Here is a 25,315-nt window from a genome sequence, read left to right on the forward strand (position 1 = left end):
ACCAGAGCCAGTTCCAGCGCGAAAAAGACCGGATTCGTGACGCTTTTTTAAGTACTCATTGCCCCCTTGTCGTCTATGGGATATCACTTTATTACACAGGCTTTTCGAGGACATGACTTTAAGATTAAGAATTTTCTTATTCAACCTTATCTCCGTCTTTCTTGCGACATTCGTAGTCGCTCTTATTGGCCTCAAGATTGTTGAGTCCACCGTTATTGATAGCACTTATGAGCGTTTGACTCAGATTCGAATCAGCAAAACAACGGCCATCGAAAACTACTTTCGGGACTTACAGACGGCCATCAACCTGATCTCCACACATGAACAAACGGATGATCTTCTGACAACGCCTCGGCTTGATACCCACCCTGAATTTAGACGTCTGTTAGATAACTATGTTCTGGACTTTAATATCTACGATATGGCCCTGCTGAACCCCAAGGGAGTCGTCGTCTACACCACTCGCAAGGACATCGAAGACGGAAGTTCCATTTTAAAGGATCTGCCCTCCAGCAATAAGCTGCACGATCTGTTCACTTGGGGAATCAAGGCCCAAGAGGGTGCTACTTTGTTCTTGGATTTCGACAAGGACCCCATCAGTCCCCATTCTGCCACAGGTTATGTCGCCTCCCCTATTTATCGCGGAAATCGTGTGCTGGGAGTGCTCATCCTTAAGATTTCAATTTCAGAAATTGATCGCATTACCAGCGACAACTTTGCCTGGGCCACTCACGGCATGGGACAAACGGGAGAAACTCTGATTTATGGAGAAGACTGGAGCTTACGCAACACGGGTCGTTTTCGTGTCGAAAAGCAACAGTCCGGCACGTCCGCTCCAGATGCCGAAGTTCTCTCTTCCAATCGCGGTGATGAAGACATAAAGAAAATTGAGAATCTTAGTGAGGTTCGTGAACTCGGCATGGACTATCGCGGGCAAAAGGTCATCCGATCCATCGGAAAAATCTATCTGCCCAACGGAGAACTGTGGTACATCCAAACCAAAATTGACGAAAGTGAGGCGTTCGCTGTCTTGGATCGCATCGCCATCGCCTCTAGTGCTGCTGCCGTTTTAATTTTTATTTTATTCTTCTTCGCCACATTTGCGGCTACCGGAAAAGTCGTTGAGCCGATTCAACTTTTGACCGACCGCCTGGAAAAACTTGGCACCAGCAATCTTACACAAAAAATCAATTATAGCTCCAAAGACGAAATCGGTCTTCTGGTGAGCAAATACAACCAGCTCGCGGATCGCCTTGAAACCACGACGGTTTCAAAAGAGTTCCTGGACAGCGTGATTCAATCCATCAAAGCCTTCCTCTTTATCGTCAAGGTTTCTCATCATGAAGATTGGCGGCAGTGCTCATATTTGATCTCCCAGGCCAACGAAGCGGCTCTTAAACTTTTGGGCCTTTCCTTCCAGCAACTTGCTCAGATTGATCTCAAGACTTTAATTCACGCTCAAGAGGAATTCGGAAACTACACCTGGCTCCTGCAAACTCGTCACAGCATTGAAGCGGAGATCATGAATAATGAGGGACGTCGAGTCCCCATTCTGATGAACTGGGCGGCTCTTCCCAATAGAACTGCCAGTAGAGATTTAACCTTTGTTTTTGTTTGCACAGATATCACAGATCGTATCACCGCCGAACAAGCCCTGATTGAAGCCCGGGAACAGGCCGTTAAAGCCTCTCAAGCAAAGTCCGAATTCCTTGCGCGCATGAGTCACGAAATTCGCACCCCGCTCAATGCGATCATCGGTATCACCGATATCCTCGCAGAATCAGATCTGAAACCAGAGCAAGCCCAACTGGTCAAAGTCTGCGCCAATGCTGGTGAAAATCTTTTGGCATTGATCAATGACATTCTGGACATTTCAAAAATCGAGGCGCGGGAAGTTCGCCTGGAAAGAATTGCATTTGATCTGGAATCAACAACCACAAATATCTGCGATATCCTGAAGCAAAAAGCCGCAGAAAAAAATCTTCAATTTCATCTTCGCATCAATCTTGAGCAAGCCCCTTCCCGCTTGATTATTGGCGACCCCACTCGGCTTCGCCAGATTCTATTCAACCTCATCGGCAACGCCATTAAATTCACTCAAAAAGGGGAAATCGCGGTCGCCTTGGAGTTCGACGGTCCCGATAAGAAATTTATCCGTTACGCCATTCAGGATACCGGAACAGGAATCCCTGACGACAAACAACACCTTCTTTTTCAGAACTTTGTTCAGGCCGATAGCTCCATCACCCGCAAATACGGCGGCAGCGGATTGGGTCTCACGATCTCTAAAAATCTTGTCGAGCTGATGGGGGGCCGGATCTGGTTCCAAAGTAAGGACGGGATTGGCAGCACCTTCTTCTTTACGGTTCCCTACCTGCCTACTGAATCATCTAGCGAAGTCAGCAAGGTCCCTGAAAAACCTCAAGAATCCGCTCCCATCAATGCAACCATGGTTTCTCGAAATGCTCGTATCTTGATTGTCGATGACACCGAAGACAATCGTTTCCTTCTGCTGACTTACCTAAAGAAACTCCCGTTCGACGTGGTTCAGGCTGAAAATGGGAAGGAGGCGGTCGACAGAGTTCTCCATGAACATTTCGATCTCATTCTCATGGACATTCAAATGCCTGTGATGGACGGATATGTGGCCACCCAAAAAATTCGCCAATGGGAGCGGGAACAAAATCGCAAGCCGATACCCATTATTGCCGTCAGCGCCAACGCCATGTCCGAAGATGTTCAAAAATCTTTAGATGCGGGTTGCACAGAACATGTCACAAAACCAATTAAAAAGTCTGCTTTACTGGAAATGATCCAACGCTACACCGTTTAACTGACTAGTTTTCCCTGACGAATGGTTGTGACTTTATTGCCAAGAACTTCAACATCCTTTTGATCATGAGTCACCAAAAGAGTTGGAATCTTTTCGATCTCAATGACTCTTTTCACAATCTTACGACTTTCTTCGCGCAGTTCTTGATCGAGCGAAGAAAAAGGTTCATCCAAAAGCAAGAGGCGCGGTTCACCGACGAGAGCTCTAGCAATGGCCACTCGCTGCTTTTCTCCCCCCGACAAGACCGCCGCTTTTCGCTGCAAAAATCCTTGCATCTGCATGACTTCGGTCAACTCTTTCATCCGAGCGGCTGCCTTCTGGGGATTCACATCACGAGCTCGAGCCGCAAAGAGAATATTTTCTTCGGCGGTCATATGCGGAAAAAGATCCAAAGTTTGAAAGACCACTCCAAGACGTCGCTGGGGTGTTTTTAACTTGGCCAAATCGACGCCTTGAAAGATCCATTTCATTCCTGGACAAGGTTCAAGGCCCAAAAGAATACGAAAGACTGAGGTCTTCCCGGAACCTGAAGGGCCCCAGAGCACGGTGACTCCTTCGTCAAGAATCTCCCAGGAGTCGATATCCAATTTAAAATCTCCATAATCACGATGCAAATTTTCGACGTAGGACACGACTTCCCCCCACACAAATCACAAAACACACTATCCCGGATAAAATAATCAGACTGCTAAGAACAATGGCCTGGTTCAAGCGATAGCCTGACATGAGAGTTTCAGTCATCATCGCAATGCTTAAATCGCGATGGGCAAGAATTCGCGAAACGGCAAAGTCCCCGCTGGCCCAAATCGCGGCAATCCCTGCCAACAAACCCGCCCGATCCGAAAGCTGAGGAAAAAGAACTTCTTTAAAAATTTGTTGCGGGGATGCCCCCATCGCATAGGCGACGGTCACTTGCGATTGTAAGGCCTGCAGCTCTCCATCCCACCCCATACGAAAGAGACTGTTTAAACTTAAAAGAGTTAAGGCAATGGGAATCTTCACAAATGGATAAAACCCTTCATTCGGAGAAACAATCAAAAGACTGAAACAAGCCAAAGACGTCGACGGCGCCACATAACCATTCAAAAATTTTTCAAACCACGCTTTGGGCCAACAAAATGCGATCAACATCAGCCCCAAGTAACACAGAACGCCGACACTCAATCCCAATACGAGGCTTCCCAAGAAATTCCAAAGAATCGCGGACTGTAAATCGTAAAAAGTAGAAAGCATGGACAGGCCCGATACGAATCCCTGCACATATCCAAGAAGATAGAAAGCCGAAACCCCCAACAACACAACAATGCCCGAAAAACTTTTCAGAAGACTTAAGTTCGCAATCCGCGTGTTATTAACACCTTTTCCTCGGCTGGCCACAAAAGAAAGGGCAAAGATAAATGTTGACTGCAAAAAGGCCAACAGAACCGCATGACCCCAGTCACTTGAAAGTCGAATCTTTTCATAGATCAAGACCTCCACTGTCGTGCCCTTTCCTCCGCCAACAATCAATGGCACCGAGAAGCTGCCAAAACAGACTATAAAAATAAAAAGTCCCAACAGCCAAAAATCTTTTTTTAGCATGGGCACTAGTCCTCGCCACACGAATTGCCAACGCGAAACACCTTCAACGTAAGCAAGCTCTGCGACCCCGCCTAATTTGTTTTCAATGATTCCGGCCAAAAGAACAGCCACAAGGCCGAAGTTCATCAACGTATGAACGATCACGATGCCGGAAATCCCCATGGGAAACGGCTCAATAAGATTCAGAGTGGATAGAAGAATAAAAATAGGAGGAAGAAAATTTGGCAGCAAACAAAGAATTTCTAAGACAAATCGTCCCGGCCGCTGGGTTCTCTCATTCAAAGCTAACAGTCCCAAAGCAACCCAAAATCCAACCAGCAATGAACACAGTGCCGAAAAGAACGCTTGCGTGAAGCTATTCTTAAACGCCCACAAAAGTTCTGCCCCTTCGGGCAGCGTCGAAATACGAAACTGTGTTAGTAAAAACAGAAACGGAAATAGCAAAAAAAGAACAAGACTAAGACGAAGAATATTTCTCAGGTTCAATTGAGATCGCCTCGACGAATTTCAGTCCAACGCTTTAAAAGGCGATCGACTTCCCCTGAGGACAGGGCCTCAAAAGTCTCTATCGTCTTCACCTTCATAAGAGGCTCAAACGGTGTGTTTTCCATCACGCCTTTCATCACGGGGAACATGTAGTTCTTTTCCATGATGACCTTTTGCCCTTCCTGGGAAAGCATCAAATTAATGAACTGCTCGGCCAAATCACAGTGGCGACAGAACTCGGGAATTCCCACGAATTCAAATTGCACTGGAAGTGGCTCCGTAAAAGTCAGCGCCAAATAGTCTTTTCTTTTCTCTTCGATCTCATGATAAAGAGGCGACGTCACATAGGAGTACACAAGCTTGGTTTGTTTATTGGTGAAAAGGCCATAAGCCGTAGACCACGTCGGCGAAAAACTGTGTGCTTGCGCCATGATCTTTTGAAGATATTTGAAGCCTTCTTCTTCCCCCTTAGAGCGTATCACCCAGTACAAAAACTGCATGCCGGGGGAACTGGTGCGAGGATCCTCCAAGGCGATTTTCTTTGCCAACTCAGGATCAAGAAGATCATCCAAGGAGCCAGGTAAACGGCTCAAATCATCTTTTCGGGTCACAAACGTCAACGCTCCCCAATCGTAGGGAATAAAAAAGCTGTTTGCCAAAGCGGGTTTGACAGAGTCGTAAACGTTCAGTTGACCCAGACTGAGTTTACGCCAAGGCTGCTCGGAAGTCGCTTTTGACAAATCAAACTGATCCAAACCGATCACCAGATCGGCTCCCAGACTTTCCCCTTCGATCTTAAGTCGTTGCAACAGAATTCCCGAATCACTTCCTTCAATGAATTCCACTTTGCATTTGCAGTTTTTTTCAAACTGCTCTTTTAAAAGAGGCCCTGGTCCCCAGCGTCCTGTAAATGAAGCATATCCAAAAACCCGTAATGTCGGAAGAGAGCTTGAGGCAGCCGTTCCTGGCTCCGTCTTATTGAGAACCGCTAAAAAAAGACCCAAGAAGATAACCGCAATAAATAGAACAAAATGTTTCACGCTTTACCACCAAAGACCGCGACGACGCTTGAAGAAGTAATAATCAAAACCCAAGCAACGACCAGCCCCCACCCATGCTAGAATCAAATGAATCGCCAAGAAAGTTTTATAGAGATCTTCCGAGGCCGGTCCCGAAATAAACAACATCGTCACACAAAGAAGAACTCCCAAGAGGGCCACAGGCCGAACGACATAGCCGACGATATAGGAGATGGCGACAGCGAACTCCAAACCAAGAATTATAAAAGCCACCGTTTGCCAATGAGGGATCATCTGACTGCTGGCAAAAATTTTAAACCAGTTCGGCGCATGGCTGGCTGGCAACCACTCGGCAATCTGATCGGCGATACGAGGACGAGTCAGAAAGTCCCCTCGGTATTTCAATAAAGCATGCTCTAAATAGTAATAACCCAGGAAAATTCTTAAGAAAGAAATGGGTAAAAGATGACCGACGTATTTAACGCTCTCAAAGAATGCTACCAACATGGAAACATTGTGACCTAGACACCCTTCTTAGGGCAAGTCTCCTCGAGAAAGCAATGACTGCAAGCGGGTTTTCTCGCCTTACAGATAGCTCGACCATGGGAGATCAGGTAATGGGAAAGCATCACCCAATCCTCTTGGGGAACTTCAGCACAGAGTTCCCTTTCAATGATGACCGCATTTTCGCTTTTGACCCATCCTAAGCGATTGGAAAGTCGCGACACATGGGTGTCGACCACAATCCCACTGGCGATACCATAAGCATTCCCCAGAACCACATTCGCCGTCTTACGCCCCACTCCGGCAAGCTGGACTAAAGACTCAAGATCCTTGGGCACCTTCCCGTCATATTTCTCGACCAAAGAAGTAGCGCAGGACTTTAAATTCTTGGCTTTATTTTTGAAAAAACCTGTAGAGCGAATGATCTCTTCGATGGACTCAACAGGAGCCTTTGCCATTTTTTGAGGGGTTCCGTATTTTTTAAAAAGAAGCGGCGTCACCATATTGACCCGCTCATCCGTGCATTGAGCCGAAAGAACTGTAGCCACTAAAAGCTCAAAAGGATTCGTATAGTTAAGGGCACAATGAGCGTCAGGATAATAGCGTTTAAAAAGCTCTATTGTCTCTAGAATAGGGGCCGCTTTTTTCTTGGCGGCCGATGGAGTGGTCTTTTTTTTGACCGAAGACTTTTTCTTACTCGCCATCGTTCCCAATGGCTTCAACAGGGCAACCTTCCATTGCCTCTTTGCACAATGCCTCTTCCTCTGGGGTTTCGGGCTGTTTTGAAACGAAGGCGTGGCCGTCTTCTTCATGCATGGCGAAGTTCTTCGGGGCCGTCAGAACGCAAGCATCACAAGCAATACAGGATTGGTCTACAAACACTTTGCCCGGTTTATTCTCTTTCCATTTCTGACTTTTATCGGCCATGAGGTCTCCTAAATATGCGACCTTAATATAAAACTTTTGACCTTGATGTCAAACTGAGTTCCAGACTTGGGTCGCATTTTTCAGGCCTCTCCCCTAGAACACTGGGGCCCTATGCCTTTTAACGCTAGACTAGATGATGGGAAGAAGCGAGCTTCCCATTTAGCAAGGAGGGTTCATGGAAGGACCTCGTTCTCCGCAAGAGACGGAATTTCCTCAGGTACTTGATTTTTTGAATAAAAAGCTTCGCAGCGAGGCCTCTTGGTCTATTGCCGCTGAATATCCCACGGCCTTTTCTTCGAATAATTTACATAACATGCGCATCATTGCTGATGAGGGTCATGTTCTTTCTCACGCCGTCTTGAAACCTCTCATCATCAAATCACCTCATGTTATTTTTAAAGTGGGAGCGATTGGTTCCGTCGTCACCGATGATCGCCATCGCGGCCAAGGACTCAGCACCCAAGTCATTGGAGACTGTCTTCGCCTGGCTTCAGAACAATCCTGTGACATCGCGATTCTTTGGACAGATCTTTTTGATTTCTACCGCCGCATGGGATTTGAACTTGCCGGAAGCGAGATCAGCTTCGTTATTGAAGAGAACTTTGACATCCCCCCGACAAACTTGCGTTTCTCAACAGACTCCAAAGTGTCTCCAGACGCCATCTACCGTCTGTACTCAGCTCACTCAGTCAACTCGGTGCGCACCATCGAAGAAACACGAAAGTTCCTCTCAATACCTCAAACAAAAGTGTACACGGCTTGGGAGTCCAATGGACAGTTGGCGGCCTACGCCATTGAAGGAAAAGGTGTCGATCTTGGAGGATACATCCATGAATGGGGTGGCTCCGTCTCTAAGTTGATGGCCCTTTTTAGCTTTATCCGAGCACAAAAAAATCAACCTTACACGATCATCTGCCCTCGCCATGCTCAGAACTTAATCCAACAGCTTCAACAAAAGCCTGTCACAATGAATCAGGGCTTCCTGGGAATGATCAAGCTCATTAACTTCGACCAGCTTTCTGCAAAAATTAAACGCGCCTTCCGAGCTGAAGGAATGCCCGATGTCGTTCTGGAAAAACATCCTGATCACTTCGTGTTTGGAGTGGGACAAAATCTTTTCACTATTAACAATGAAACCGATATGGTTCGCCTTTTATTTGGCCCCGTGGACTATCGAACTCTCGGTCTTTTTAAAGAAGAGACCATTCAAAAACTTGAAAAAGTATTACCACTGAATCTCTGGATTTGGGGATGGGATTCTATATGACAACTTGCTTAAAACTCACCCTGCTGGCCCTCACCGTCAGCAGCTTGGCGTCCTGTATTAAGGAGCCTCTGCAAGAAGAAGAAAATCCCGCGACGGTCGCAGAGGTGCAATCCGCCCTTTCTGAAGGCTGGGGCAGTGCTGATCCGTTAAGCATGACCCCGAATGACTTTCTTTTTCAAGAAACGGAACAAACTTTAGAAAACAATCCCAGCCCCTTCTTTGTTCTTCAAGAAGGAATTACCGTTTCCAAAAAGGAAGAAACTGCAACAGAGTATCTCTATTCCTTCCTCTATCAGAGCAAAATCTATAAACAAGGCGAAGAGGGAAAAGAGTCGACTCGCGAAGACCATCGCTCTGTGACTAAAGCCGATCCCGCCGTTGCCATGGCCAAAAATCTTCGTGCAAATGAACTGAAAACTCTGGCCGATGATTATCAAATGACTTTGGGTTATGAGCGTCTTTATGGACTTGCCTATGCTTGTTTAAAGTCAGATGCCCTGGACAAGTATTGCAAAGAACAACTCAAAGTTGATAGTTGTGAAATCCAATGCTCCAACTTAAAAGTCTCTGACGTGATACGCCCCGCCCCAGACCTGATGAAAACTCAACCCGACTGTGGTGGACTCGCTGACTGCTCTTTACGCACGAAGACTGTCAATTTCGATTGGACCTTAGCATTAAAATCAGGGGAATCCGTTGAAAAACAAAAAGTGAACTATTCCGTTTCATTCAGTCCGGATCTTCCATTCCTTTCCCGCATGACAGAGTACTGTTTCCGTCAACTGTACCCCGTACAAAATCAAAAGGTCCTTGTTACGACCTGCACGAAGCTGAAGAACTTCAAACGCGGTGGCTGATTCATTGCCATCGCTTGCAAATCACAGTAATCTAGAACCTCTTTCGGGAGGTTTTCATGAAAAAGATCGCCGTTGTGCTTTCAGGATGCGGACATCGTGACGGAAGCGAAATCACAGAATCCGTAAGTCTACTTATCGCTCTTCATCAAGCAGGGGCCGAAGTCTCTTGCTTTGCTCCAGATATCGAAATCCCCGTGACCAATCATATAAACGGTCAGCCCCAAAATGAAAAACGTCATCTGTTGGTGGAAGCGGGTCGTATCGCCCGAGGGAAAATCCAAAGCCTGGACAAACTGAACGTCAAAGACTTTGATGCTCTGGCCTTCCCAGGAGGCTACGGCGCTGCCAAAAATCTTTGTAACTGGGCAGAAAAAGGAGCCAAGTGCGACGTCATCCCCGACATCAAGCGGGTCATATTGGATTTTCATAGTGCCAGCAAACCTATCGCGGCTCTATGTATTGCTCCCGTTTTACTCGCTCGCGTTTTAGGTGATAAGAAAATCACCCTCACGATCGGCGACGACAAAGAGACCATTGCGGAAATTCAAAAAACCGGCGCTCTTCACGAAGAATGTCCTGTGGATGATTACATCACGGATCGAGAAAGTAAAATTGTCACCACACCCGCTTATATGTATGGCAACGCCAAACCGAACGAAGTTTTTAAAGGCATCTTTGGTTTAGCTCACGAACTGGTTGAGTGGGCCTAATTCTTTAAGGAAAATGGAATACGCAAGAATGAAAAAAGTTGTAGCACTTATTTTTGGTGGAAAATCCGCAGAACATGAGGTTTCTCTTCGCTCTGCAAAAAATGTCGCTGACGCCCTTGATAAAGATAGCTTCTCTCCTCTTCTTATTGGCATCAGCAAAGAAGGAAGCTGGTACCGTTTTCCCGACACTGCTGTTTTCTCACAGGTGACAAAGCTGGAGGATCAGTCTCTGCCAAATCAAGCGGAACCCGTGGCGTTGATTTCATTTCAAGGAACCCCTGTTCTGTATTCCCTAAAAGACCATTCAAAAACGAAAATCGATGTGGCATTCCCTATTCTTCATGGAACCATGGGAGAAGACGGCACGATTCAAGGCCTCTTTAAAATGGTGCAGTTGCCTTTTGTTGGCTGCGGGGTATGGTCTTCGGCAGCGGGTATGGACAAAGAAATCATGAAGCGTCTTTTCACCGAAGCTCAGATTCCAAATGCTCGTTATCTATTACTGACACCTTTTAAAGATACCTCTTATTCAGAAGTGGTGGCGCAGTTAGGTTCCCCATTCTTTATTAAACCGGCCAATGCGGGGTCCTCCGTCGGAGTTCACAAAATTAAGTCGGCTGAAGATTATGAAGTTCATCTTAAGGATGCCTTTCAGTTTGACACCAAGGTTTTGGCTGAAGAGTTCGTTCAAGGACGTGAGATCGAGTGTTCCGTCATGGGACACAACCATTCCCCGGAGGCTTCATTGCCTGGAGAAGTTATTCCCCAGCACGAATTTTACTCTTATGAGGCAAAGTATCTCGACGACAATGGGGCTTTGTTAAGGATTCCTGCTGAAATTTCGCCAGAATCTCTGCACAAGCTGCAAACCCTGGCAAAGAAAACTTACCAAGTTATGGGCTGTGATGGACTTACCCGAGTCGACTTTTTCCTGAAGCCCAATGGCGATCTTTTTGTGAACGAAATCAATACGATTCCGGGATTCACAAAGATCTCTATGTATCCGAAAATGTGGGAAGCCACCGGAGTCTCTTATAAAGAACTGATCACCAAGCTGATCCACTTTGGCCTGGAAAAGTACCGGGATGAACAAAAACTTAAAACAAGCTATCTAGATTAATACTTCGCAATCAAACTATCTAAAAGGCCTTCTCCCCTGAGGGCCCTATTGCCTGTCTGTCCTCAAAAACTTTAGATAATTGCATTTTTTCATATAATTATCTGACGTTCCTCCGATAAAGAGTTCATATGGGAATCAGACAGTTTTGGAAATTTCTCTCCGTCTCCAATAAACTCTATGCCGTCATCGGGGTCATGGCCTCCTTGGTGGCTCTGGAACTCTTCTCTTTATTCTTCGCGATGAACACCTTGTCTTCGGTTCGCAGCTTCGTGACCGGCGAAAGCCTTTGGTCAAAGGCGCAGAAAGATGCGGTCATCAATCTTCATCGCTATGCCTTGACACGATCGCCGGAATATTACGACTCGTTTCTGACGAATATGCAAATCCCTCTGGGGGACCGCGAAGCCCGCGAGGCTCTTGAAGAAAATCCGCCCAACCTCACCAAAGCCAAAGATGGTTTTATTCAGGGACGTATTTATCCCGAAGATGTTCCCGGCCTCATTAAATTGCTTATGAGATTTCAAGGATTCAGTTACCTGGAAGAGGCCGTTGCCATCTGGAAAGATGGCGATACACTGACCTTGGAACTTATTTCCTATGGAAAATCTCTTCACCAGTTAGTCAAGACATCGGCCTCGCAAGAAGAGATCACACAAACTCTTGCCAAAATTGATGAGATCAATGATCGGCTGACCGTGATCGAAGAAAATTTTTCTTATACTTTGGGAGCCGGATCGCGGTGGCTAGAAAACTTCTTGATGATCACTCTGATCTTGGCGGTCCTCTTCGTTGAGGGGATCGGACTCTTCTTAACGATCTCATTCAGTCGCACTCTCTCAAAAGGCCTCAAAGAACTTAATGCAGCCGCCCACAAGGTGGGACAGGGCAATTTCGATATTCAGGTTCCGATTCGCTCAGGAGATGAGTTGGGACAACTGGCAGACTCATTAAATCGCATGGCCTTTGATCTTCGCAGCAACATCGGCGAACGCAGGCAGGCCGAACAAGCCAGTCATCTGAAAAGTCTTTTTTTAGCAAACATGAGTCATGAAATACGCACGCCCCTCGCCGCGATCATTGGCTTTTCAGATCTTCTTAAAGATCCTCTTTTGTCTGAACCGGAACGACTGCAATATCTAGATGTCATTCACCGAACCGGAGAAAACTTAACTCGTATAATTAATGACATCCTGGACCTCTCAAAAGTTGAGGCGGGTCACCTTGAAATCGAACGAACTCATTTTTCCTTGGCCGCGTTGTTGGACGATATTCACGTGATGATGGTAGCCAAATGCCATAACAAGCCCGTTCATATCGAATTCAACCGCCGAGGAATTGTCCCCGATCTTATTTTTGCGGATCCCCTCCGACTCCGGCAGATCCTGATAAATATTCTAAGCAATTCAGTGAAGTTCACGGAAAAAGGCTACGTGCGAATGACTTACGAAGTTTCAGGTGCAAACCTTCTCTTTACCGTCAAAGATACCGGAGTCGGAATTGCCCCTGAAAAAAGAGACCTCCTGTTTCAAGCCTTCAGTCAGGTTGATAATTCGGTCTCTCGGAAGTACGAGGGAACGGGTTTAGGTTTGGTCTTATCACGGAAGCTTGCCCAACTCATGGGGGGGGACGTTCAACTTGAAGACAGTGAGAAGGGCAAGGGATGTACTTTTTCTGTCAGAATCAAATTGATGACCGCAGAATCCAAAGAAGGAAAAACGCCCTCGCTTCTCAATCGCGAACTTCGCCCGGAACAACAACTTGAGCGCACCTCCATATTGTTGGTTGACGATGTCGAAGACAATCGCCTTCTTATCCAGCGGATGCTCAGCAAACGAGGTGCTCGACTTTCTGTCGCCACCAACGGAGAAGAAGGCCTTTCAAAGGCCCTCGACGGTGATTACGATATTATTCTTATGGATATTCAGATGCCCATCATGGATGGTTACACGGCGACTCGGAAGTTGCGAGAGGCCGGATATAAAAAACCGATTATTGCTTTGACGGCTCATGCGATGAAAGATGACCGCGAACGATGCTTAGAGGTGGGCTGCACAGACTATTTGACAAAGCCTGTGCAGGTGGATGCTTTGGTGCAAACGATCCTGAGTCACTCTTCAAAAGAGGCAACTCAATAACAGGTGATGCTTTGCTTTTCACCACGACAGACGGTTTGCGCAACACCATTTTTTCCATCCGCTCCAGGATCTCCCGGTTCACCTTCAGGGCCTTGAGGGAGTCGACCCATCTGACAGGGATATCGGCCGGGGTCTCCACCCTTTCCACCGCGACCCCCTTTACCTCCCGCACCTCCCTGACCTGGATAACGATGAACCTGAATAGATAAATTCTCAGAGTTTTGAAACCGCACTTCCAGCGTTCCAGAGTTTCCGCCAGAGGACCCCGCGCCCCCCGGATACCCTTTCAGTCCTCTTTGCCCTTTGACTTCTTCGCCCTTTACAATCGCGGGATTGTCACAATATTGAGCCCCCATTAACACCTTCCCCCTTGGCCCCTTGAGCGACAAGTCAGGCGCCTTGCCCTCTTTACCAACGCCTCCTGCCTCACCACGCATTTCAATTTGCAATGAGCCCTCTGCTTGATTCACATTTAAAAAAAGATGTCCGCCGTCTCGTCCGTCTTCTTGAGGTTGAGCCTGGCTTCCTTGAGGAAAAGTCGAGATCAAACTTTTTTCTGAAGTCAGCTTCTGGACATGAATTCGAACGTTCCCTCCCATTGTGTAAAGAGCTCCTTCGGGCATCATATCAATACTTTCAAAATGGAATTCTGATTCCGTCGCGACCTCAGAAAACCCGGGCTTCGTTTTTTCTTCAGCAAATTCTTCGGCATCCAGAATTCGTCCCTTGTAGATGAACAAAGGACGATCCACGACAAGATTTTTTTGTGTCTGAAGATCTTCAACCATGGACCGAGGAGCATCCAGCGGCGTCGTTGTCTCACCTCCCTCCTCTGAGTCTTTGACCTCCACGCAAGCGGAGAGTCCAGCTACAAAAAAAGAGAGAACTACATACCTGATCAATTTTGACATCATAAAAGCTCCTTATTAGTGAGCCCTTCGCCTTTTCAAGACCGAGGCCTTTTTTGGACAGAAAGAAGCCCCTCTTCCTTCCGAAAGCCGGACGAAGGCCTGTGAACAGCTTTTGCATAGGCACTTGAATGCTCCAGGAAGGAGCCTTCATTTCAAAAAATGAAGAACTCGAAGGATGAGATAAAAATGGAATACAGCAAGATTAACTACTTTGAAAAAGCGGATACACCTCAGCACCGCGAGTTTATTATTTCCCAAAACAATTGCATACTTTGCGGCACGGTGTTGGAGCTAAAGCATATTGCCGATCGAGGCATCGACGAAATTAAAGAAGAGGCGTTCTGCCCTCATTGTGAAGTCAAAACCCGCGCAAGAACACACATTCTGAACTAGGCTTTGTCAATAAATCGACGGGGATCTTCGTCATTTGTTTGACGTTAAAGAGTCCCCGCCAATTTTTTTACATCCGAATAGAAACTCCCGGACCACGACATATCGAAATTTCCAAAACTGGATTGCTTATGGCCGAAGATGGCTCCCTGACTTCCCGTCATCCAAGAGTTCATCCAGACTTGGGCACACTCAAGTTGAGAGGCGACTTTTGCCGCTTTGTCTTGAGAACCCCAGACCACTGCGGAATGAGCGAGATAAGAAGTATTCGCCCACTTCAAGGCCTCATGCTGATATTTAACAGGAGTTACTAATAAAAGAGGTCCTTGCAATTCATCCTGCTGAAGGACACTGCAGTTGGGTAGATCTAACATCACCGTGGGTTTATAGAAAAATCCTGCTCTGCTACCTTCCGGAGCTCCGCCAACATAGATCTTTCCATGCTCAGAAACGCCACTTTGGATTTTATTATGAATCAAAGTGACTGCCTCCCGAGAAATCAGAGGACTCCAAATTTCACTTCCGCAGGGATCTGACAAGGGCTGAAGACTTGCAAAATACTCTTTTAGCAGAGACAGCAATTCCGGCGCCAAAGACTCGACGACAAAAATCCGCGAGGTGTTCCAGCAAAGCTGCCCCTGGCCCATCACAAAAGAACGTAAAATTTCAGGTAAATACTCCCTTAAATTTGTTTCGCTCAAAATCAACAGAGGGTTCTTCACTCCTCCACTTAATTGTAGTTTTTTAAATAGTGGCAGTCCCGCCTTCGCGATACTTTCCAAAGTCGAACTTCTTCCCACCGCAGAGATCGCACGCACGCTGGGATGACCCGCGATGATCTGTGCCACGTCCGCATGGCCTTGAATGATATTGACGACGCCCTCAGGAAGTTGGGCGGCTTTCAGCATCTCTGCCAAAATCTTTCCGGTGATCGGTGAAAGTTCCGACACCTTGATCAAAGCTACGTTTCCTCCCGCCAAAGTCGGGGCCAAGCGCTCGATCACAAGTCGCAGTGACAAATTCCAAGAGGTGATAATTCCCACAATCCCCGTTGGTTGAAGAAGAATATCTGACGGCGTCTGTTGAGAAAGGCTTTGAACTGTTCGTCTGAGTATATCAATGGAAACCTTAACACTGTTTTCAAGAACAAAGTGATGAGGCAAGCCTTGATGAAGAGCCTCCTCGTAAGCCACCGTGTCGGCATGTAGCTCAAGATAATCCGCCATCTTTTGCAAAAGAGTCGCTCTATTTTCCAGAGAAAAATCACGAAAAGCAGGGGCTGCTTTTTTTGCGGACTGCACGGCTTTAACAACATCCATAGCGTCGGAGGCCGTCACTTCGGCTATGACTTGATCGTCAAATGGGGACCGCTTTGAAAAAGTTATTTTGTTTTCGGCGGGAACGAAAGCCCCACCGATAAAGTTCAAAAGCTCCAAAAGAAATTCCTAGTACAAGTTTTGGTTTCGATACTGCATCAGATGCTGTGCCAGCATATCTGATTTAAGTACCTCATCCGCTATTCCCAATTCAATGGCTTTCTGAGGGCCATAGGGAAATTGAGCTTCCTCCGGGTGCTGCACCACGCTGGCGCCGCCCTTTTTTTGTACTTCCAAGAGTCCTTCGACCCCGTCGCTGCCGAAACCTCCCAAAAGAACCGCGTAGACTCCTTTAGAATAAGCTTGTGCCGCAGATTGGAAAAGCACATTGCTTGAGGGCAGCTGAGAACACACGGGAGCCCCTTTTGCGATATTAAGCATCGGGCCATGAGCACCGGTTTGAATCTTTCCATGATGCTCTGAGGGGATAAAATAAACGTGTCCCATTCGTAAAAAATCACCATCTTTGGCGACGACGGGAGTCACTTTGGAGCCCACCTTCAATTTGCTAATAAAGGCGGTTACAAAGTTTGCAACGGTACTGCATGAAATCACAACCGGTGGAGTGTCTGCGGCTAAACCCTTTACAAACTTCTCAAGGGCTTCCGCACTTCCGGCATTTCCTCCGACGACCACCACTTTTAACTCAGCAGCTCGGCGTAAAGAGGAGGTGGTAGTGACTGTTTTGGTCTCAATAACGGGAGGGGCCTCCTTCAGCTTCTTTAACACATTCACCGAGGCTGCCGCTCGAACTTTGTCGACCAGCATGGACGCAAGATCTTTCAGAACAGATGGATCAAACTGTGAGGGCTTGTGTACAAATTCCACGGCGCCCAATTCGAGAGATTTTAAAGCGGCCTCTCCTGAGCTTGCCAACGAGGACACCATCACGACTGGAATTGGATGATGTTTCATGAGTTTTTCCAAGAACATCACTCCGGACATCTTGGGCATCTCGATATCCAAGGTCAGAACATCGGGCTTTTTACTGGCAATAAGCTCTCGTGCCTGATAGGCATCCGCGGCAGCCCCGACCACTTCTAAGCCACTCTTGGTAAAGATATTCGTAAAGAGTGTTCGCACCGTTGCCGAATCATCCACGACCAGAACCTTCACGCCCTTCGCCACAGTCAAGGGTTTGAAGCCCGAGACATCCACAGGTTTTTCCACGCTGTTTTCTTTAGACGAGTTATGTAATACGTCAAAGGTCGCCGTGTTGAGCTTAATAGTGCGAGCAGCCTCCCCGGCGACATTCTTTTCAAGAATGGGAATTCCCAAATCGCGCAGCATCTGCTCTGCTGTTTCGATATTTCTTTTACCGATCGAGTCACCTAAATGAGACACACTAATAACGTTTCCGCCGCCATAGATCTTGGCCTGAAGTTTTTGGCGATTGGCCCCCAGACGCACACACTCTTCAATAAGAGCGGGGATAGCGTGGACCCCGTAGCGCATATTCTCACGTTCGCCCGGCATTCCTTCGGGAAGAAGATAGTGATTCAGTCCTCCCACTTTGCTCGTCGGATCGTGAAGCGCCACCGCGACACAAGAACCAAGAAGAGTTGAAATCACAGTCTCTTCTTTGAATGCCGCGATTTTTCCAGGAAAAAGATAATGAGTATTCATCATGCCACCAGTTGCTCAAGATCCAAGATCATGATGCCTTTACTGTTTTTAATAAAAAATTGTTTTACAAAAGAAGCCTGAATCATCGCGGAATGACTTTCCACGTTCTGCAGTTCCGACTCACGCAAACTGACCAGATCTTCGGTCTCGGTCACCTGCAATGAAAAACGAACACCCTGATGTTCGCATATGACGTAGTAAATATTTTTGTTTTCCAGCAACTGAAAACCATGGTCCTGCAGACTGATGACAGGAATCGCTTCACCCCGGAACGGGATGACGCCGAGAAGACCTTGCCTCTTTTCTGGCAGCGCGTACAACGGAATACTGCTGCTGATTTCGACCACACTCAATAAAGGAAGGGCAAACTCTTGAGCGCCGGATTTACAGTGTAAAAAAAGCACCTCATGACGACGTTCCGCCACCAGTGTGTATTTCGCCGCCAAATCCGCAGAATCTTGTTTTTCCGCGATCAACGCTTCGGCGTAAGATTTCAGTGCTTTTAATGATCGGATAAAGTCCTGTGCACTCTCAATATTCTCCGACCGCTTTTCATAAGTCTCAAGCCATTCCGAAAGGTGCTGGAATTCATTGGTCTTCGCGTCCACGGACCAAGCTTGAGTTTGTTCCACCACTTCAGAGCGAATTCTTTTCCACAAAGACTCATCGACCAGATCAATAAACTTGTCGACCTCCTTGATCACACTATCAAGGAAATAGGCTTTCAGTTCGGCCGTAAAATCATCACCAAAAAAATCACTCATGCGGCCTCCTTCTGCACATCACTCACCATTAAAAGCTCCAGCATCTTTTCTGGATCGACTATATAAGTGACCTTTTCGTCTGCCAAAATAGAGATTCCTTTAAAGCCTTTTTGCTCTTGAATAATCTTTCCAAAAGATTTCACGACCAGATCGGTTTGAGCCTCGATCTTATCCACTAAAAGAGCGTACATGATGTCCTTCACTCTGATAAAGACCGCTGATGATTTTTTGACTTTCTCTTCAGCTTCCTGTGTTGAAAGATTCAACATCTCAGCATAATTCAAAAGTGAAATCGTTCCGCCGGCAAACTGACAATAACGCAAATGATTCACAGAAGTGATCTGCAACTCTTGGCAGGAACTGATGTGGGCCACTGAAGTCAAAGGAACAGCAAACTGATGCTGATTCCAAGTACACAAAAGTGCGCTTTCCACCATAATATGTTGAGGAATAGGAATTTCCATGCGCAAGCACAAGCCCTGCCCTGGATTGTTCTCAATGACGATCTTGCCGTGATATTTTTCAACCGTCGCCAAAACGATATCCATGCCGACTCCACGGCCTGAAATCGTAGTAACCTTATCTTTGGTCGAAAAGCCCGCTTGAAAGATAAAACGATAGATTTCATCATCACTCAGGCTTGACGCTTCTTGTTCAGTAACCAAGGCCGACTTGATCGCTTTTTGCAGAATACGCTCTTTATCTAAACCCTTTCCGTCATCTTTATAGGTCGCAAAAACCGTGTTGTTTTTTTCGACAACCTCTAAGGAAAGAGAGCCAATGGACGACTTGCCTTGAAGAGCACGTTCAAATTGATCTTCAATACCGTGATCAATCGAGTTTCTGGCCACGTGAACCAAAGCTTCATAAAGATCTTTTCCAAGACCCTTATCAATCAAGAGCTCTTCGCCCAAGATCTCAAGCTGAACGCTTTTATTCAGTTCAGTGGAGGCCTGTCGAACCAAGACTTGTAAACCTTGAAAACACTCAGACACTTTTTCTTTGCGCACCGACTGAACTTGCCCTTGGAATTGATCACAGATCTTCGTTAAGTTCTGTGAAAAATCTGTCTGCCGACGCTGAAAGAGCTCTGGCTCCAATCGGAAGTTCACTGTCTGGTTCATCATCTGAAAGAAGTTCTTAAGAACTAAAAGCTCTCCGGAGAGTCGCAAAAACTCGTTGAGCTGTTTTACGGAAAGCCAAACACCCTCATCATCAGAACTTCCGGTAGTCGCAGTGGTCTTCACCATCTTTCGAGCCGGGGAAGCCTCCGTCCCCGAGAAGTCAAAGCCTCCGTAGCTAGAAATAAGCTCAATGGCTTCACTGAGCTCTTCAGGATAGAGCTCTCGTTTATCTCGTAAACTCTGCGCAAGAACCTTTAAAATTCTTGAACTTGTCAGGAAAAGATCAATGCACTCTTTGTTAACGGTTCGATTCTCTCGTTTTATGCGTGTTAAAAGAGCTTCAAACTCATGGGCCAGAGATCCCAAAAGCTGTCCCCCAGGGACGGCTCCCACACTGCCTTTGATGGTATGGACCTTACGAAAAAGAATATTGATTTGATCTTGATCGGAAGGGTTCTCCTCCAGTCGCAAGATGAGGGTGTCGAGGCCTTCTAAAATTTCTTTGGATTCTTCGAAAAAGACACGGGACACCTCTTCCACTTGTGCAAAGTCGATAAAGGCGGCTTCATCCAGCTGCAGATTCTTTGAATCATTATTTTCGTCTGACATAACTCTTGGAGATCCCGCTTTCCTAAACTGAGAGGTTCCAAGATTTTATCGGCTTTTCAAGGATTTAAGTTAAAAGATTGGCTTGAAAAAATGCGTCTCAAAAAAGATGAGCGGCTCGATTGGATCCGTAGTTACGGTGCTTATCGGCCGCTCGGATATAAGATTCTTATCGAATCCTCGGCGAAGGTCCTGCGGCTAAGAAGCCGTCACCTCCGCCTTGGTTATTTTACAGTCATTAACCATAAGCACCACCTCCTTCCCAGCCCCAATAGAAGCTTTATTTGATGGTACAATAGTCCTAACAAAAAGCGCCACAGCGTCGAGGTCTAGCTTATTAATATAGGCCAATCAATTTGAGATTTTCTCCAAGGACGGAGGAAAATAATTCGAAGAAAATTCTATTTTATCAAAGTGATTTAATAAACTGTCTCAAAGCCTTGCGGTCTCTTTATTTAAAAAGAAATTTGAAGCGAGGAACTTTCTGTCCATCAACTTCCACGATTTCGGACCACATAGAAGCAGGACGGCACCAAAGACGTCCAAGGGGATTGTCGTAGAGGGCTTCGTATAAAACTACGTCCTCAAGACTTTCACTGTGTTTCCCTACGCCAATGACTCTATAGTGTTTCCCTTTGTAGTGCTGATAGATGGCGCCAGGAACAATAGAGGTTTCCAATCGTTCGTTTGTCATTTGAACCTCCTACTTCAGAGCCTCGAGATGTTTGATGATCTCGCTTTGAATTTGCTTCATTTCCGCATCAGAACGACGCTGAGCTCGCTTAAAATCCAAGTCCGGAATCGACCATGCGGGAATTAAATGCAGATGATAGTGAGGCACTTCAAAACCCGCCACAATTTGCCCCACTCGTGGAGAGCCAGAGGCTTTCAAAATAGCTTTGCCTATTTTCTGAGAGATTTTATGCAAGTGAGAATAAGTCTCTGCAGGAACTTCGGTCCAATGATTGATCTCTTCTTTGCAGACCACCAAGGTATGCCCCAGATTCACCTGATCTAACGCCAGAAAAGAAATAATAAGATCGTCTTCATAAACCTTATAACAGGGAAGTTCACCGTTAATGATCTTTGTAAAAATCGAAGCCATTTCAACTCTCCTTCAAAGGGACTACCTTCCTGATATATCCCACTCTGAGACATTAGACCAGACTTCCACAATTCCTCAACACTTCCCATCAAGAATTAAGACATGAGCCCGAACTCTTGACATGGTAGGCTAATGAAATGAGCAGTATATTTCTTCTTGAGGACGATCCCGTAATTGGCAAAGCAATTCAACTTCAGCTGGAGCTTGAATCTTACAAAGTGGAATGGGCCCAATCCCTGGCGGATGCTCGAAAGAAGGTCTCTGCGGGTTCGAGCTCGGATCTATATATCTTGGATGTCAATCTGCCAGACGGTGATGGCTATGAGTTTTGCCAATGGTTACGCCAACAAGAGCTCAAGAACCCCATCATCTTTCTGACCGCCAGAACCGATGAGGAAAGTGTTGTGCGCGGATTCGAGGAAGGTGCGAATGACTATATTCGCAAACCCTTCAGCCAAAAAGAGATGATCGCTCGAATCAAAAATCAGCTTTCTGAAAAAAAACCGACGCTGGATCTTATTCGCTTTGCGGGTCTTGTCCTTATCAAAAATCAGCAAGTCTTAAAGAATGGCGATTCCTTAATTTCTTTGAATCGTCGCGAGTTCGAGATTTTGACCGCTTTCTTTGAACGTCCCGAAACAATTGTCACTCGCGAACAACTTATTGATCGTTTGGCCTCAGGAGAAGAAATATACGACAGAACTGTGGACTCACATATCAGTCATTTGCGTTCGAAGTTACAGAAAAACGGCGTGAAAGGAATCAAGATAAACTCGGTCTACGGCCAAGGGTATCGTCTTGAAAAAGCCGTATGATCACTAAAACTCTTTTCAGAAAAAATTACGTCATCTTCGCATCCATCGTTTTGTTCTTTCTGGTCGTCTCCATCGCCTCCTCGTGGATTTTTATGAGCTACGAACGGGATCGAATGTTTTTGCGACCTGCCACGATGAACAGAGCTCTTTTACTGGCCTTCGATGAAGACCCCTTTAAAGCTCTGGAAAAACTTAATGAGGTGGCCAGAAACAGCGGCGCGGATCGACATGACTTGATCAATGCGGAAGGTTTAAGCCTGACCACAGGAAAAAAACTTTTGCGACACCCGCTTTCCCAAGAACAACTGTCTAAGTTGAAAGAGAATGCCGTCCTGCAATTGGGGCCCCCCGGCCCTCCGGGACCTTTCATGGGCCCTCCTCCTCCGCGCCCCCCTCGTCCACCGGAAGGAGCTTTTCAGCCACCGCCAGGCCCCCCGCCACCGGATGCTCCGGGAGGTCCTCCTTCAGTCATTTCGACCACCAACAAGGAGGGGATCTTTCTTTATAGTCGAATCCACCCGCAATTCGACAAACCCCCTGTCGGCCCCTTGGTGACCACGATTTCTTTAGTCGCTTGCATCTTTATTTCCATTGGTGTGGCTTTATTTTATCAGTTCTCAAAATATCGAGAGCGTTCGGAGCAAGCGCTTGAGATTCTTACCGCTCTTCGCCAAGGGGATCTTTCGGCACGTATGCCAACGAAAAAGTTCGATGAACTTTCCCCTTTGATCGATGCCTTTAACCAAATGGCCGGCGATGTTGAGCACATGGTCGAACAACTTCGAAAAGCTGATCAAACTCGTCGTCAACTTCTGCAAGATCTTGCTCATGACCTACGCACACCACTGACCTCGCTCAGAACCTTCCTGGAAACTCTTCAGACTTCGAGTCAAAAGCTGACGGAAGAAAAGCGCCAAGAGGTTCTCTCCTTGTGCTTCTCTGAAGTGGAGTATTTCGGAAAACTTGTTGAAGACCTTTTGTTCCTGGCGCAAATCACTGAACCCAAGTACTCCCTCGGCAATGAAAGAATTGATTTGCAAGAACGTGTTTCAGACCAAATAAATGTCTTCAAGGCCCGCTATCCTCATCTTAAATACAATCTTGTCCTTACGGGAGAAAACTTTCAAATCATGGGCTCATCTAAGTTGATTGATCGCCTTCTGCGCAATGCCTTTGAGAACTCTTCCTCATTTGCAAAATCAACGATCACAGTGAATCTGGAAAACACAGCCGATCGCATCCAGATCTCGTTATGTGACGATGGCCCAGGATTCTCAGCCAAAGCCTTGTCCGAGTTCGGCCATAAAAAGGCCAGTCGGGTTCTTTCTGGAGACGCCGATAATAAACGCATCTCCGTGGGCATTGGCTCTGTGATCATGAAAGAAATTGCTCAGCTCCACTCCGGCCAACTGACGGCTGAAAACCTCTTTACCCACTCCCAGGTGGAAGGCGCCAAAATCTCAGTTTGGTTCCCGACGTCTTAGTTCCATATTCGCTCCATAGTTCTTCGCTATTCTAAGACCAACCAAGCAAGGTGGTTTTATGCTGCGAAGAACTTTAATCGTATTAACCCTTCTCACACCGATCTCCGCGTGGACTCAAAACATGTGGGGCACAGGAATGTATGGCGGGATGCAAAGCTGTCCTTATCCGACTCGCGCAGGCAATGGAGCCACCAGCGTTGACGATGGCACTAAAGAGATTCAAGCGGCCATCAGCGAGGCGCAAAAACAACTTCGCGAAAAAAAGTCTGAAAAAAAGAAGATCGATAGAACGACCGAGAAGGCTCGAAACGAAATCGTTAAATCCATCTCTGACGACTATGCCGAATTTATTTTTGAACACGTAGAGAACTCTCGACGTTGCCAAGAGTACAAGGGATATCAATCCTCGTCTCAAGAATTCGCGGCCCAGGGGCAAGAAGGGACTCAAGACATTTCCAACGGCAACATGATCCCCATTCAATCCTTCACGATCACAGAATGGAGTCAGTACTGCGACCCCACCAAAGCCGGTTCCGTCAGCGCAGGACTTTGCACCAACCCGCGCTTTAAACAAAGTGAAGGCGGACGAGCCGATGCGCAGTCGTGCAAAAAAGGGCTCACCGACTATCGAAAAAGTTATGCTCAATCTCAAAAACTTCAACGCGAAATCGAGCGTTTGGAAGAAAGCATCGCGCGCAGCCAAGAGGATCTCAAAGACGCCCGACAAGAAGCCTTGCAAGCTCAACGCGACAACATGACGTCTCAAACTGAAGGGGGCGTTTGTATCGAATGTATGCAGCAAGGAAATGGATACACCTATCAAAAACCACAAACTGATTGGTCGAGTGTCATGGCCAACCTTGGAACGGGGGCGCTGGCCACCTACATGGGTTATCAACAAAACAAAATGGTTGCTGAATACAACTCAAACATTGGTTGGCCCACACAATCTTATCCCAGTTGGGGTTATGGTTTTCCGTACATCGCCGCGGGAATTTACGGAGCACTTGGTGGAGGAACGGGACAAGGCTCTTTTGGTTGCGGCAGCGGAATGGGCGGCGCCATGGGCGGAGTCACCGGAAATATGAATGGCCCCATGGGAATGATGGGAGGATATGGAAACGGTGGACTTTATGGATCTATGGGAGGTGCCTTCGGATATCCTTCAGGAATGATGGGAAATATGATGGGCGGCGGAATCTATAACGGCGGCATGGGACCCTGGGGGATGAATGGTTACGGAGGTTATGGTTCAAATCCCATGATGGGCATGGGAGGCATGATGGGGATGAACGGAATGACGGGCATGGGGACCATGGGCGGCCTAGGAAGCATGAGCGGTTACGACCCCACGATGTTACAGATGCAATCTCAGTATCAGCAGCAAATGATGCAAATGCAGATGCAACAGTATCAAAGCTATATGCAGTACCAGCAACAATATCAACAGCAGTACATGCAAAAATATCAAGCTGTCTCTTCCTTACAGCAGGAGATGTACAACTTGATGTCGCGTATCCAGCAAATTCAATATGGATATGGCACCAGTGGATATCTTGGAAGTACGACGGGAACTCTGGGAACCACTTACTACAACAACTACAACAGCTCGGTGATCACTCCCCTTCCTGGAAGTTCGACCTCCACCATCTATACAATTCCTAGCAGTCGGTAA

Annotated in this window: 23 protein-coding genes; 10 read left to right on the forward strand and 13 right to left on the reverse strand. The window is 46.8% G+C overall.

The annotated features are described in order from the left end of the window. Positions 1 to 112 precede the first annotated feature (112 nt). A complete protein-coding gene (locus tag ACM64D_RS05695; protein ID WP_415062226.1) occupies positions 113 to 2,833 on the forward strand; it encodes an ATP-binding protein in 2,721 nt (906 codons plus the stop codon). Here ACM64D_RS05695 and ACM64D_RS05700 read toward each other — a convergent pair. The 6 genes from ACM64D_RS05700 to ACM64D_RS05725 are packed head-to-tail and all read right to left on the reverse strand — an operon-like array spanning position 2,830 to position 7,350. Then, positions 2,830 to 3,465 (reverse strand): ABC transporter ATP-binding protein, encoded by a 636-nt coding sequence (locus tag ACM64D_RS05700; RefSeq protein ID WP_415062227.1) that lies wholly within the window; start codon positions 3,463 to 3,465, stop codon positions 2,830 to 2,832. The genes ACM64D_RS05695 and ACM64D_RS05700 overlap by 4 nt on opposite strands. Further along, the gene (locus ACM64D_RS05705) at positions 3,437 to 4,900 is read right to left on the reverse strand and encodes an ABC transporter permease (protein WP_415062228.1); all 1,464 of its coding nucleotides are present in this window, start codon (positions 4,898 to 4,900) and stop codon (positions 3,437 to 3,439) included. Before ACM64D_RS05705 ends, ACM64D_RS05700 begins: the two co-directional genes overlap by 29 nt. Further along, positions 4,897 to 5,940 (reverse strand): thiamine ABC transporter substrate-binding protein, encoded by a 1,044-nt coding sequence (locus tag ACM64D_RS05710; protein WP_415062229.1) that lies wholly within the window; start codon positions 5,938 to 5,940, stop codon positions 4,897 to 4,899. The genes ACM64D_RS05705 and ACM64D_RS05710 overlap by 4 nt, the downstream gene beginning before the upstream one ends. Before the next feature lie 3 nt (positions 5,941 to 5,943). Next, positions 5,944 to 6,426: a DoxX family membrane protein gene (locus ACM64D_RS05715; protein ID WP_415062230.1), complete on the reverse strand. Its 483-nt coding sequence runs from the start codon at positions 6,424 to 6,426 to the stop codon at positions 5,944 to 5,946. Positions 6,427 to 6,440: 14 nt separating this feature from the next. Next, entirely contained in the window at positions 6,441 to 7,127 is a 687-nt protein-coding gene (nth, locus tag ACM64D_RS05720) for an endonuclease III (RefSeq protein ID WP_415062231.1), read from the reverse strand. Further along, positions 7,117 to 7,350 (reverse strand): ferredoxin, encoded by a 234-nt coding sequence (locus tag ACM64D_RS05725; protein ID WP_415062232.1) that lies wholly within the window; start codon positions 7,348 to 7,350, stop codon positions 7,117 to 7,119. The genes nth and ACM64D_RS05725 overlap by 11 nt, the downstream gene beginning before the upstream one ends. Before the next feature lie 175 nt (positions 7,351 to 7,525). Between ACM64D_RS05725 and ACM64D_RS05730 the strand changes: the two genes are divergently transcribed. The 5 genes from ACM64D_RS05730 to ACM64D_RS05750 all read left to right on the forward strand — a co-directional run bounded on the left by ACM64D_RS05730 (position 7,526) and on the right by ACM64D_RS05750 (position 13,439). Next, entirely contained in the window at positions 7,526 to 8,617 is a 1,092-nt protein-coding gene (locus ACM64D_RS05730; RefSeq protein WP_415062233.1) for a GNAT family N-acetyltransferase, read from the forward strand. Beyond that, positions 8,614 to 9,474, forward strand: a complete 861-nt coding sequence (locus tag ACM64D_RS05735) for a hypothetical protein (RefSeq protein WP_415062234.1) — start codon at positions 8,614 to 8,616, stop codon at positions 9,472 to 9,474. Before ACM64D_RS05730 ends, ACM64D_RS05735 begins: the two co-directional genes overlap by 4 nt. 56 nt (positions 9,475 to 9,530) lie before the next feature. Continuing rightward, positions 9,531 to 10,184 (forward strand): isoprenoid biosynthesis glyoxalase ElbB, encoded by a 654-nt coding sequence (gene elbB / locus ACM64D_RS05740; RefSeq protein WP_415062235.1) that lies wholly within the window; start codon positions 9,531 to 9,533, stop codon positions 10,182 to 10,184. A gap of 28 nt (positions 10,185 to 10,212) precedes the next feature. After that, positions 10,213 to 11,304: a D-alanine--D-alanine ligase family protein gene (locus ACM64D_RS05745; RefSeq protein WP_415062236.1), complete on the forward strand. Its 1,092-nt coding sequence runs from the start codon at positions 10,213 to 10,215 to the stop codon at positions 11,302 to 11,304. A gap of 128 nt (positions 11,305 to 11,432) precedes the next feature. After that, entirely contained in the window at positions 11,433 to 13,439 is a 2,007-nt protein-coding gene (locus ACM64D_RS05750; RefSeq protein ID WP_415062237.1) for a response regulator, read from the forward strand. Here ACM64D_RS05750 and ACM64D_RS05755 read toward each other — a convergent pair. Beyond that, a complete protein-coding gene (locus ACM64D_RS05755; protein WP_415062238.1) occupies positions 13,433 to 14,353 on the reverse strand; it encodes a hypothetical protein in 921 nt (306 codons plus the stop codon). The two genes, ACM64D_RS05750 and ACM64D_RS05755, sit on opposite strands and share 7 nt — an antisense overlap. Positions 14,354 to 14,509: 156 nt before the next feature. On the opposite strand from ACM64D_RS05755, the gene ACM64D_RS05760 reads away from it, so the two are divergent. Further along, positions 14,510 to 14,743: a hypothetical protein gene (locus ACM64D_RS05760; protein ID WP_415062239.1), complete on the forward strand. Its 234-nt coding sequence runs from the start codon at positions 14,510 to 14,512 to the stop codon at positions 14,741 to 14,743. 44 nt (positions 14,744 to 14,787) lie between these two features. On the opposite strand, the gene ACM64D_RS05765 is transcribed toward ACM64D_RS05760, so the two are convergent. The 6 genes from ACM64D_RS05765 to ACM64D_RS05790 all read right to left on the reverse strand — a co-directional run bounded on the left by ACM64D_RS05765 (position 14,788) and on the right by ACM64D_RS05790 (position 21,341). Continuing rightward, the gene (locus ACM64D_RS05765; protein ID WP_415062240.1) at positions 14,788 to 16,176 is read right to left on the reverse strand and encodes an aldehyde dehydrogenase family protein; all 1,389 of its coding nucleotides are present in this window, start codon (positions 16,174 to 16,176) and stop codon (positions 14,788 to 14,790) included. Between the two features lie 9 nt (positions 16,177 to 16,185). After that, the gene (locus tag ACM64D_RS05770; RefSeq protein ID WP_415062241.1) at positions 16,186 to 17,745 is read right to left on the reverse strand and encodes a chemotaxis protein CheB; all 1,560 of its coding nucleotides are present in this window, start codon (positions 17,743 to 17,745) and stop codon (positions 16,186 to 16,188) included. Continuing rightward, the gene (locus ACM64D_RS05775; RefSeq protein ID WP_415062242.1) at positions 17,742 to 18,506 is read right to left on the reverse strand and encodes a chemotaxis protein CheW; all 765 of its coding nucleotides are present in this window, start codon (positions 18,504 to 18,506) and stop codon (positions 17,742 to 17,744) included. Before ACM64D_RS05775 ends, ACM64D_RS05770 begins: the two co-directional genes overlap by 4 nt. Further along, positions 18,503 to 20,239, reverse strand: a complete 1,737-nt coding sequence (locus ACM64D_RS05780; RefSeq protein ID WP_415062243.1) for a chemotaxis protein CheA — start codon at positions 20,237 to 20,239, stop codon at positions 18,503 to 18,505. The genes ACM64D_RS05775 and ACM64D_RS05780 overlap by 4 nt, the downstream gene beginning before the upstream one ends. Positions 20,240 to 20,687: 448 nt before the next feature. Then, positions 20,688 to 20,930 carry a DUF1653 domain-containing protein gene (locus ACM64D_RS05785; protein ID WP_415062244.1) on the reverse strand — a complete coding sequence of 81 codons (243 nt, stop codon included), beginning with the start codon at positions 20,928 to 20,930 and terminating at the stop codon, positions 20,688 to 20,690. Positions 20,931 to 20,939: 9 nt separating this feature from the next. Continuing rightward, positions 20,940 to 21,341: an HIT family protein gene (locus ACM64D_RS05790; protein WP_415062245.1), complete on the reverse strand. Its 402-nt coding sequence runs from the start codon at positions 21,339 to 21,341 to the stop codon at positions 20,940 to 20,942. Positions 21,342 to 21,478: 137 nt separating this feature from the next. On the opposite strand from ACM64D_RS05790, the gene ACM64D_RS05795 reads away from it, so the two are divergent. Genes ACM64D_RS05795 through ACM64D_RS05805 form a run of 3 tightly spaced genes read left to right on the forward strand, consistent with a single transcriptional unit; the run spans position 21,479 to position 25,315 of the window. Continuing rightward, positions 21,479 to 22,156, forward strand: coding sequence for a response regulator transcription factor (locus tag ACM64D_RS05795; RefSeq protein ID WP_415062246.1), 678 nt, complete (start codon positions 21,479 to 21,481; stop codon positions 22,154 to 22,156). Beyond that, positions 22,153 to 23,640, forward strand: a complete 1,488-nt coding sequence (locus tag ACM64D_RS05800) for a histidine kinase dimerization/phospho-acceptor domain-containing protein (RefSeq protein WP_415062247.1) — start codon at positions 22,153 to 22,155, stop codon at positions 23,638 to 23,640. The genes ACM64D_RS05795 and ACM64D_RS05800 overlap by 4 nt, the downstream gene beginning before the upstream one ends. Before the next feature lie 58 nt (positions 23,641 to 23,698). Next, the gene (locus ACM64D_RS05805) at positions 23,699 to 25,315 is read left to right on the forward strand and encodes a hypothetical protein (protein WP_415062248.1); all 1,617 of its coding nucleotides are present in this window, start codon (positions 23,699 to 23,701) and stop codon (positions 25,313 to 25,315) included.

Origin of the sequence: Bdellovibrio sp., from assembly GCF_047637665.1 — a bacterium.
Taxonomy (GTDB): domain Bacteria; phylum Bdellovibrionota; class Bdellovibrionia; order Bdellovibrionales; family Bdellovibrionaceae; genus Bdellovibrio.

Bases quoted from the DNA above. Each gene is read 5' to 3' on its own strand.
- ACM64D_RS05695 (WP_415062226.1), top strand. From the start codon at position 113: ATGACTTTAAGATTAAGAATTTTCTTATTCAACCTTATCTCCGTCTTT.
- ACM64D_RS05715 (WP_415062230.1), bottom strand. From the start codon at position 6,426: ATGTTGGTAGCATTCTTTGAGAGCGTTAAATACGTCGGTCATCTTTTA.
- nth (WP_415062231.1), bottom strand. From the start codon at position 7,127: ATGGCGAGTAAGAAAAAGTCTTCGGTCAAAAAAAAGACCACTCCATCG.
- ACM64D_RS05725 (WP_415062232.1), bottom strand. From the start codon at position 7,350: ATGGCCGATAAAAGTCAGAAATGGAAAGAGAATAAACCGGGCAAAGTG.
- ACM64D_RS05730 (WP_415062233.1), top strand. From the start codon at position 7,526: ATGGAAGGACCTCGTTCTCCGCAAGAGACGGAATTTCCTCAGGTACTT.
- ACM64D_RS05735 (WP_415062234.1), top strand. From the start codon at position 8,614: ATGACAACTTGCTTAAAACTCACCCTGCTGGCCCTCACCGTCAGCAGC.
- elbB (WP_415062235.1), top strand. From the start codon at position 9,531: ATGAAAAAGATCGCCGTTGTGCTTTCAGGATGCGGACATCGTGACGGA.
- ACM64D_RS05745 (WP_415062236.1), top strand. From the start codon at position 10,213: ATGAAAAAAGTTGTAGCACTTATTTTTGGTGGAAAATCCGCAGAACAT.
- ACM64D_RS05750 (WP_415062237.1), top strand. From the start codon at position 11,433: ATGGGAATCAGACAGTTTTGGAAATTTCTCTCCGTCTCCAATAAACTC.
- ACM64D_RS05755 (WP_415062238.1), bottom strand. From the start codon at position 14,353: ATGATGTCAAAATTGATCAGGTATGTAGTTCTCTCTTTTTTTGTAGCT.
- ACM64D_RS05760 (WP_415062239.1), top strand. From the start codon at position 14,510: ATGAAGAACTCGAAGGATGAGATAAAAATGGAATACAGCAAGATTAAC.
- ACM64D_RS05770 (WP_415062241.1), bottom strand. From the start codon at position 17,745: ATGATGAATACTCATTATCTTTTTCCTGGAAAAATCGCGGCATTCAAA.
- ACM64D_RS05775 (WP_415062242.1), bottom strand. From the start codon at position 18,506: ATGAGTGATTTTTTTGGTGATGATTTTACGGCCGAACTGAAAGCCTAT.
- ACM64D_RS05780 (WP_415062243.1), bottom strand. From the start codon at position 20,239: ATGTCAGACGAAAATAATGATTCAAAGAATCTGCAGCTGGATGAAGCC.
- ACM64D_RS05785 (WP_415062244.1), bottom strand. From the start codon at position 20,930: ATGACAAACGAACGATTGGAAACCTCTATTGTTCCTGGCGCCATCTAT.
- ACM64D_RS05790 (WP_415062245.1), bottom strand. From the start codon at position 21,341: ATGGCTTCGATTTTTACAAAGATCATTAACGGTGAACTTCCCTGTTAT.
- ACM64D_RS05795 (WP_415062246.1), top strand. From the start codon at position 21,479: ATGAGCAGTATATTTCTTCTTGAGGACGATCCCGTAATTGGCAAAGCA.
- ACM64D_RS05800 (WP_415062247.1), top strand. From the start codon at position 22,153: ATGATCACTAAAACTCTTTTCAGAAAAAATTACGTCATCTTCGCATCC.
- ACM64D_RS05805 (WP_415062248.1), top strand. From the start codon at position 23,699: ATGCTGCGAAGAACTTTAATCGTATTAACCCTTCTCACACCGATCTCC.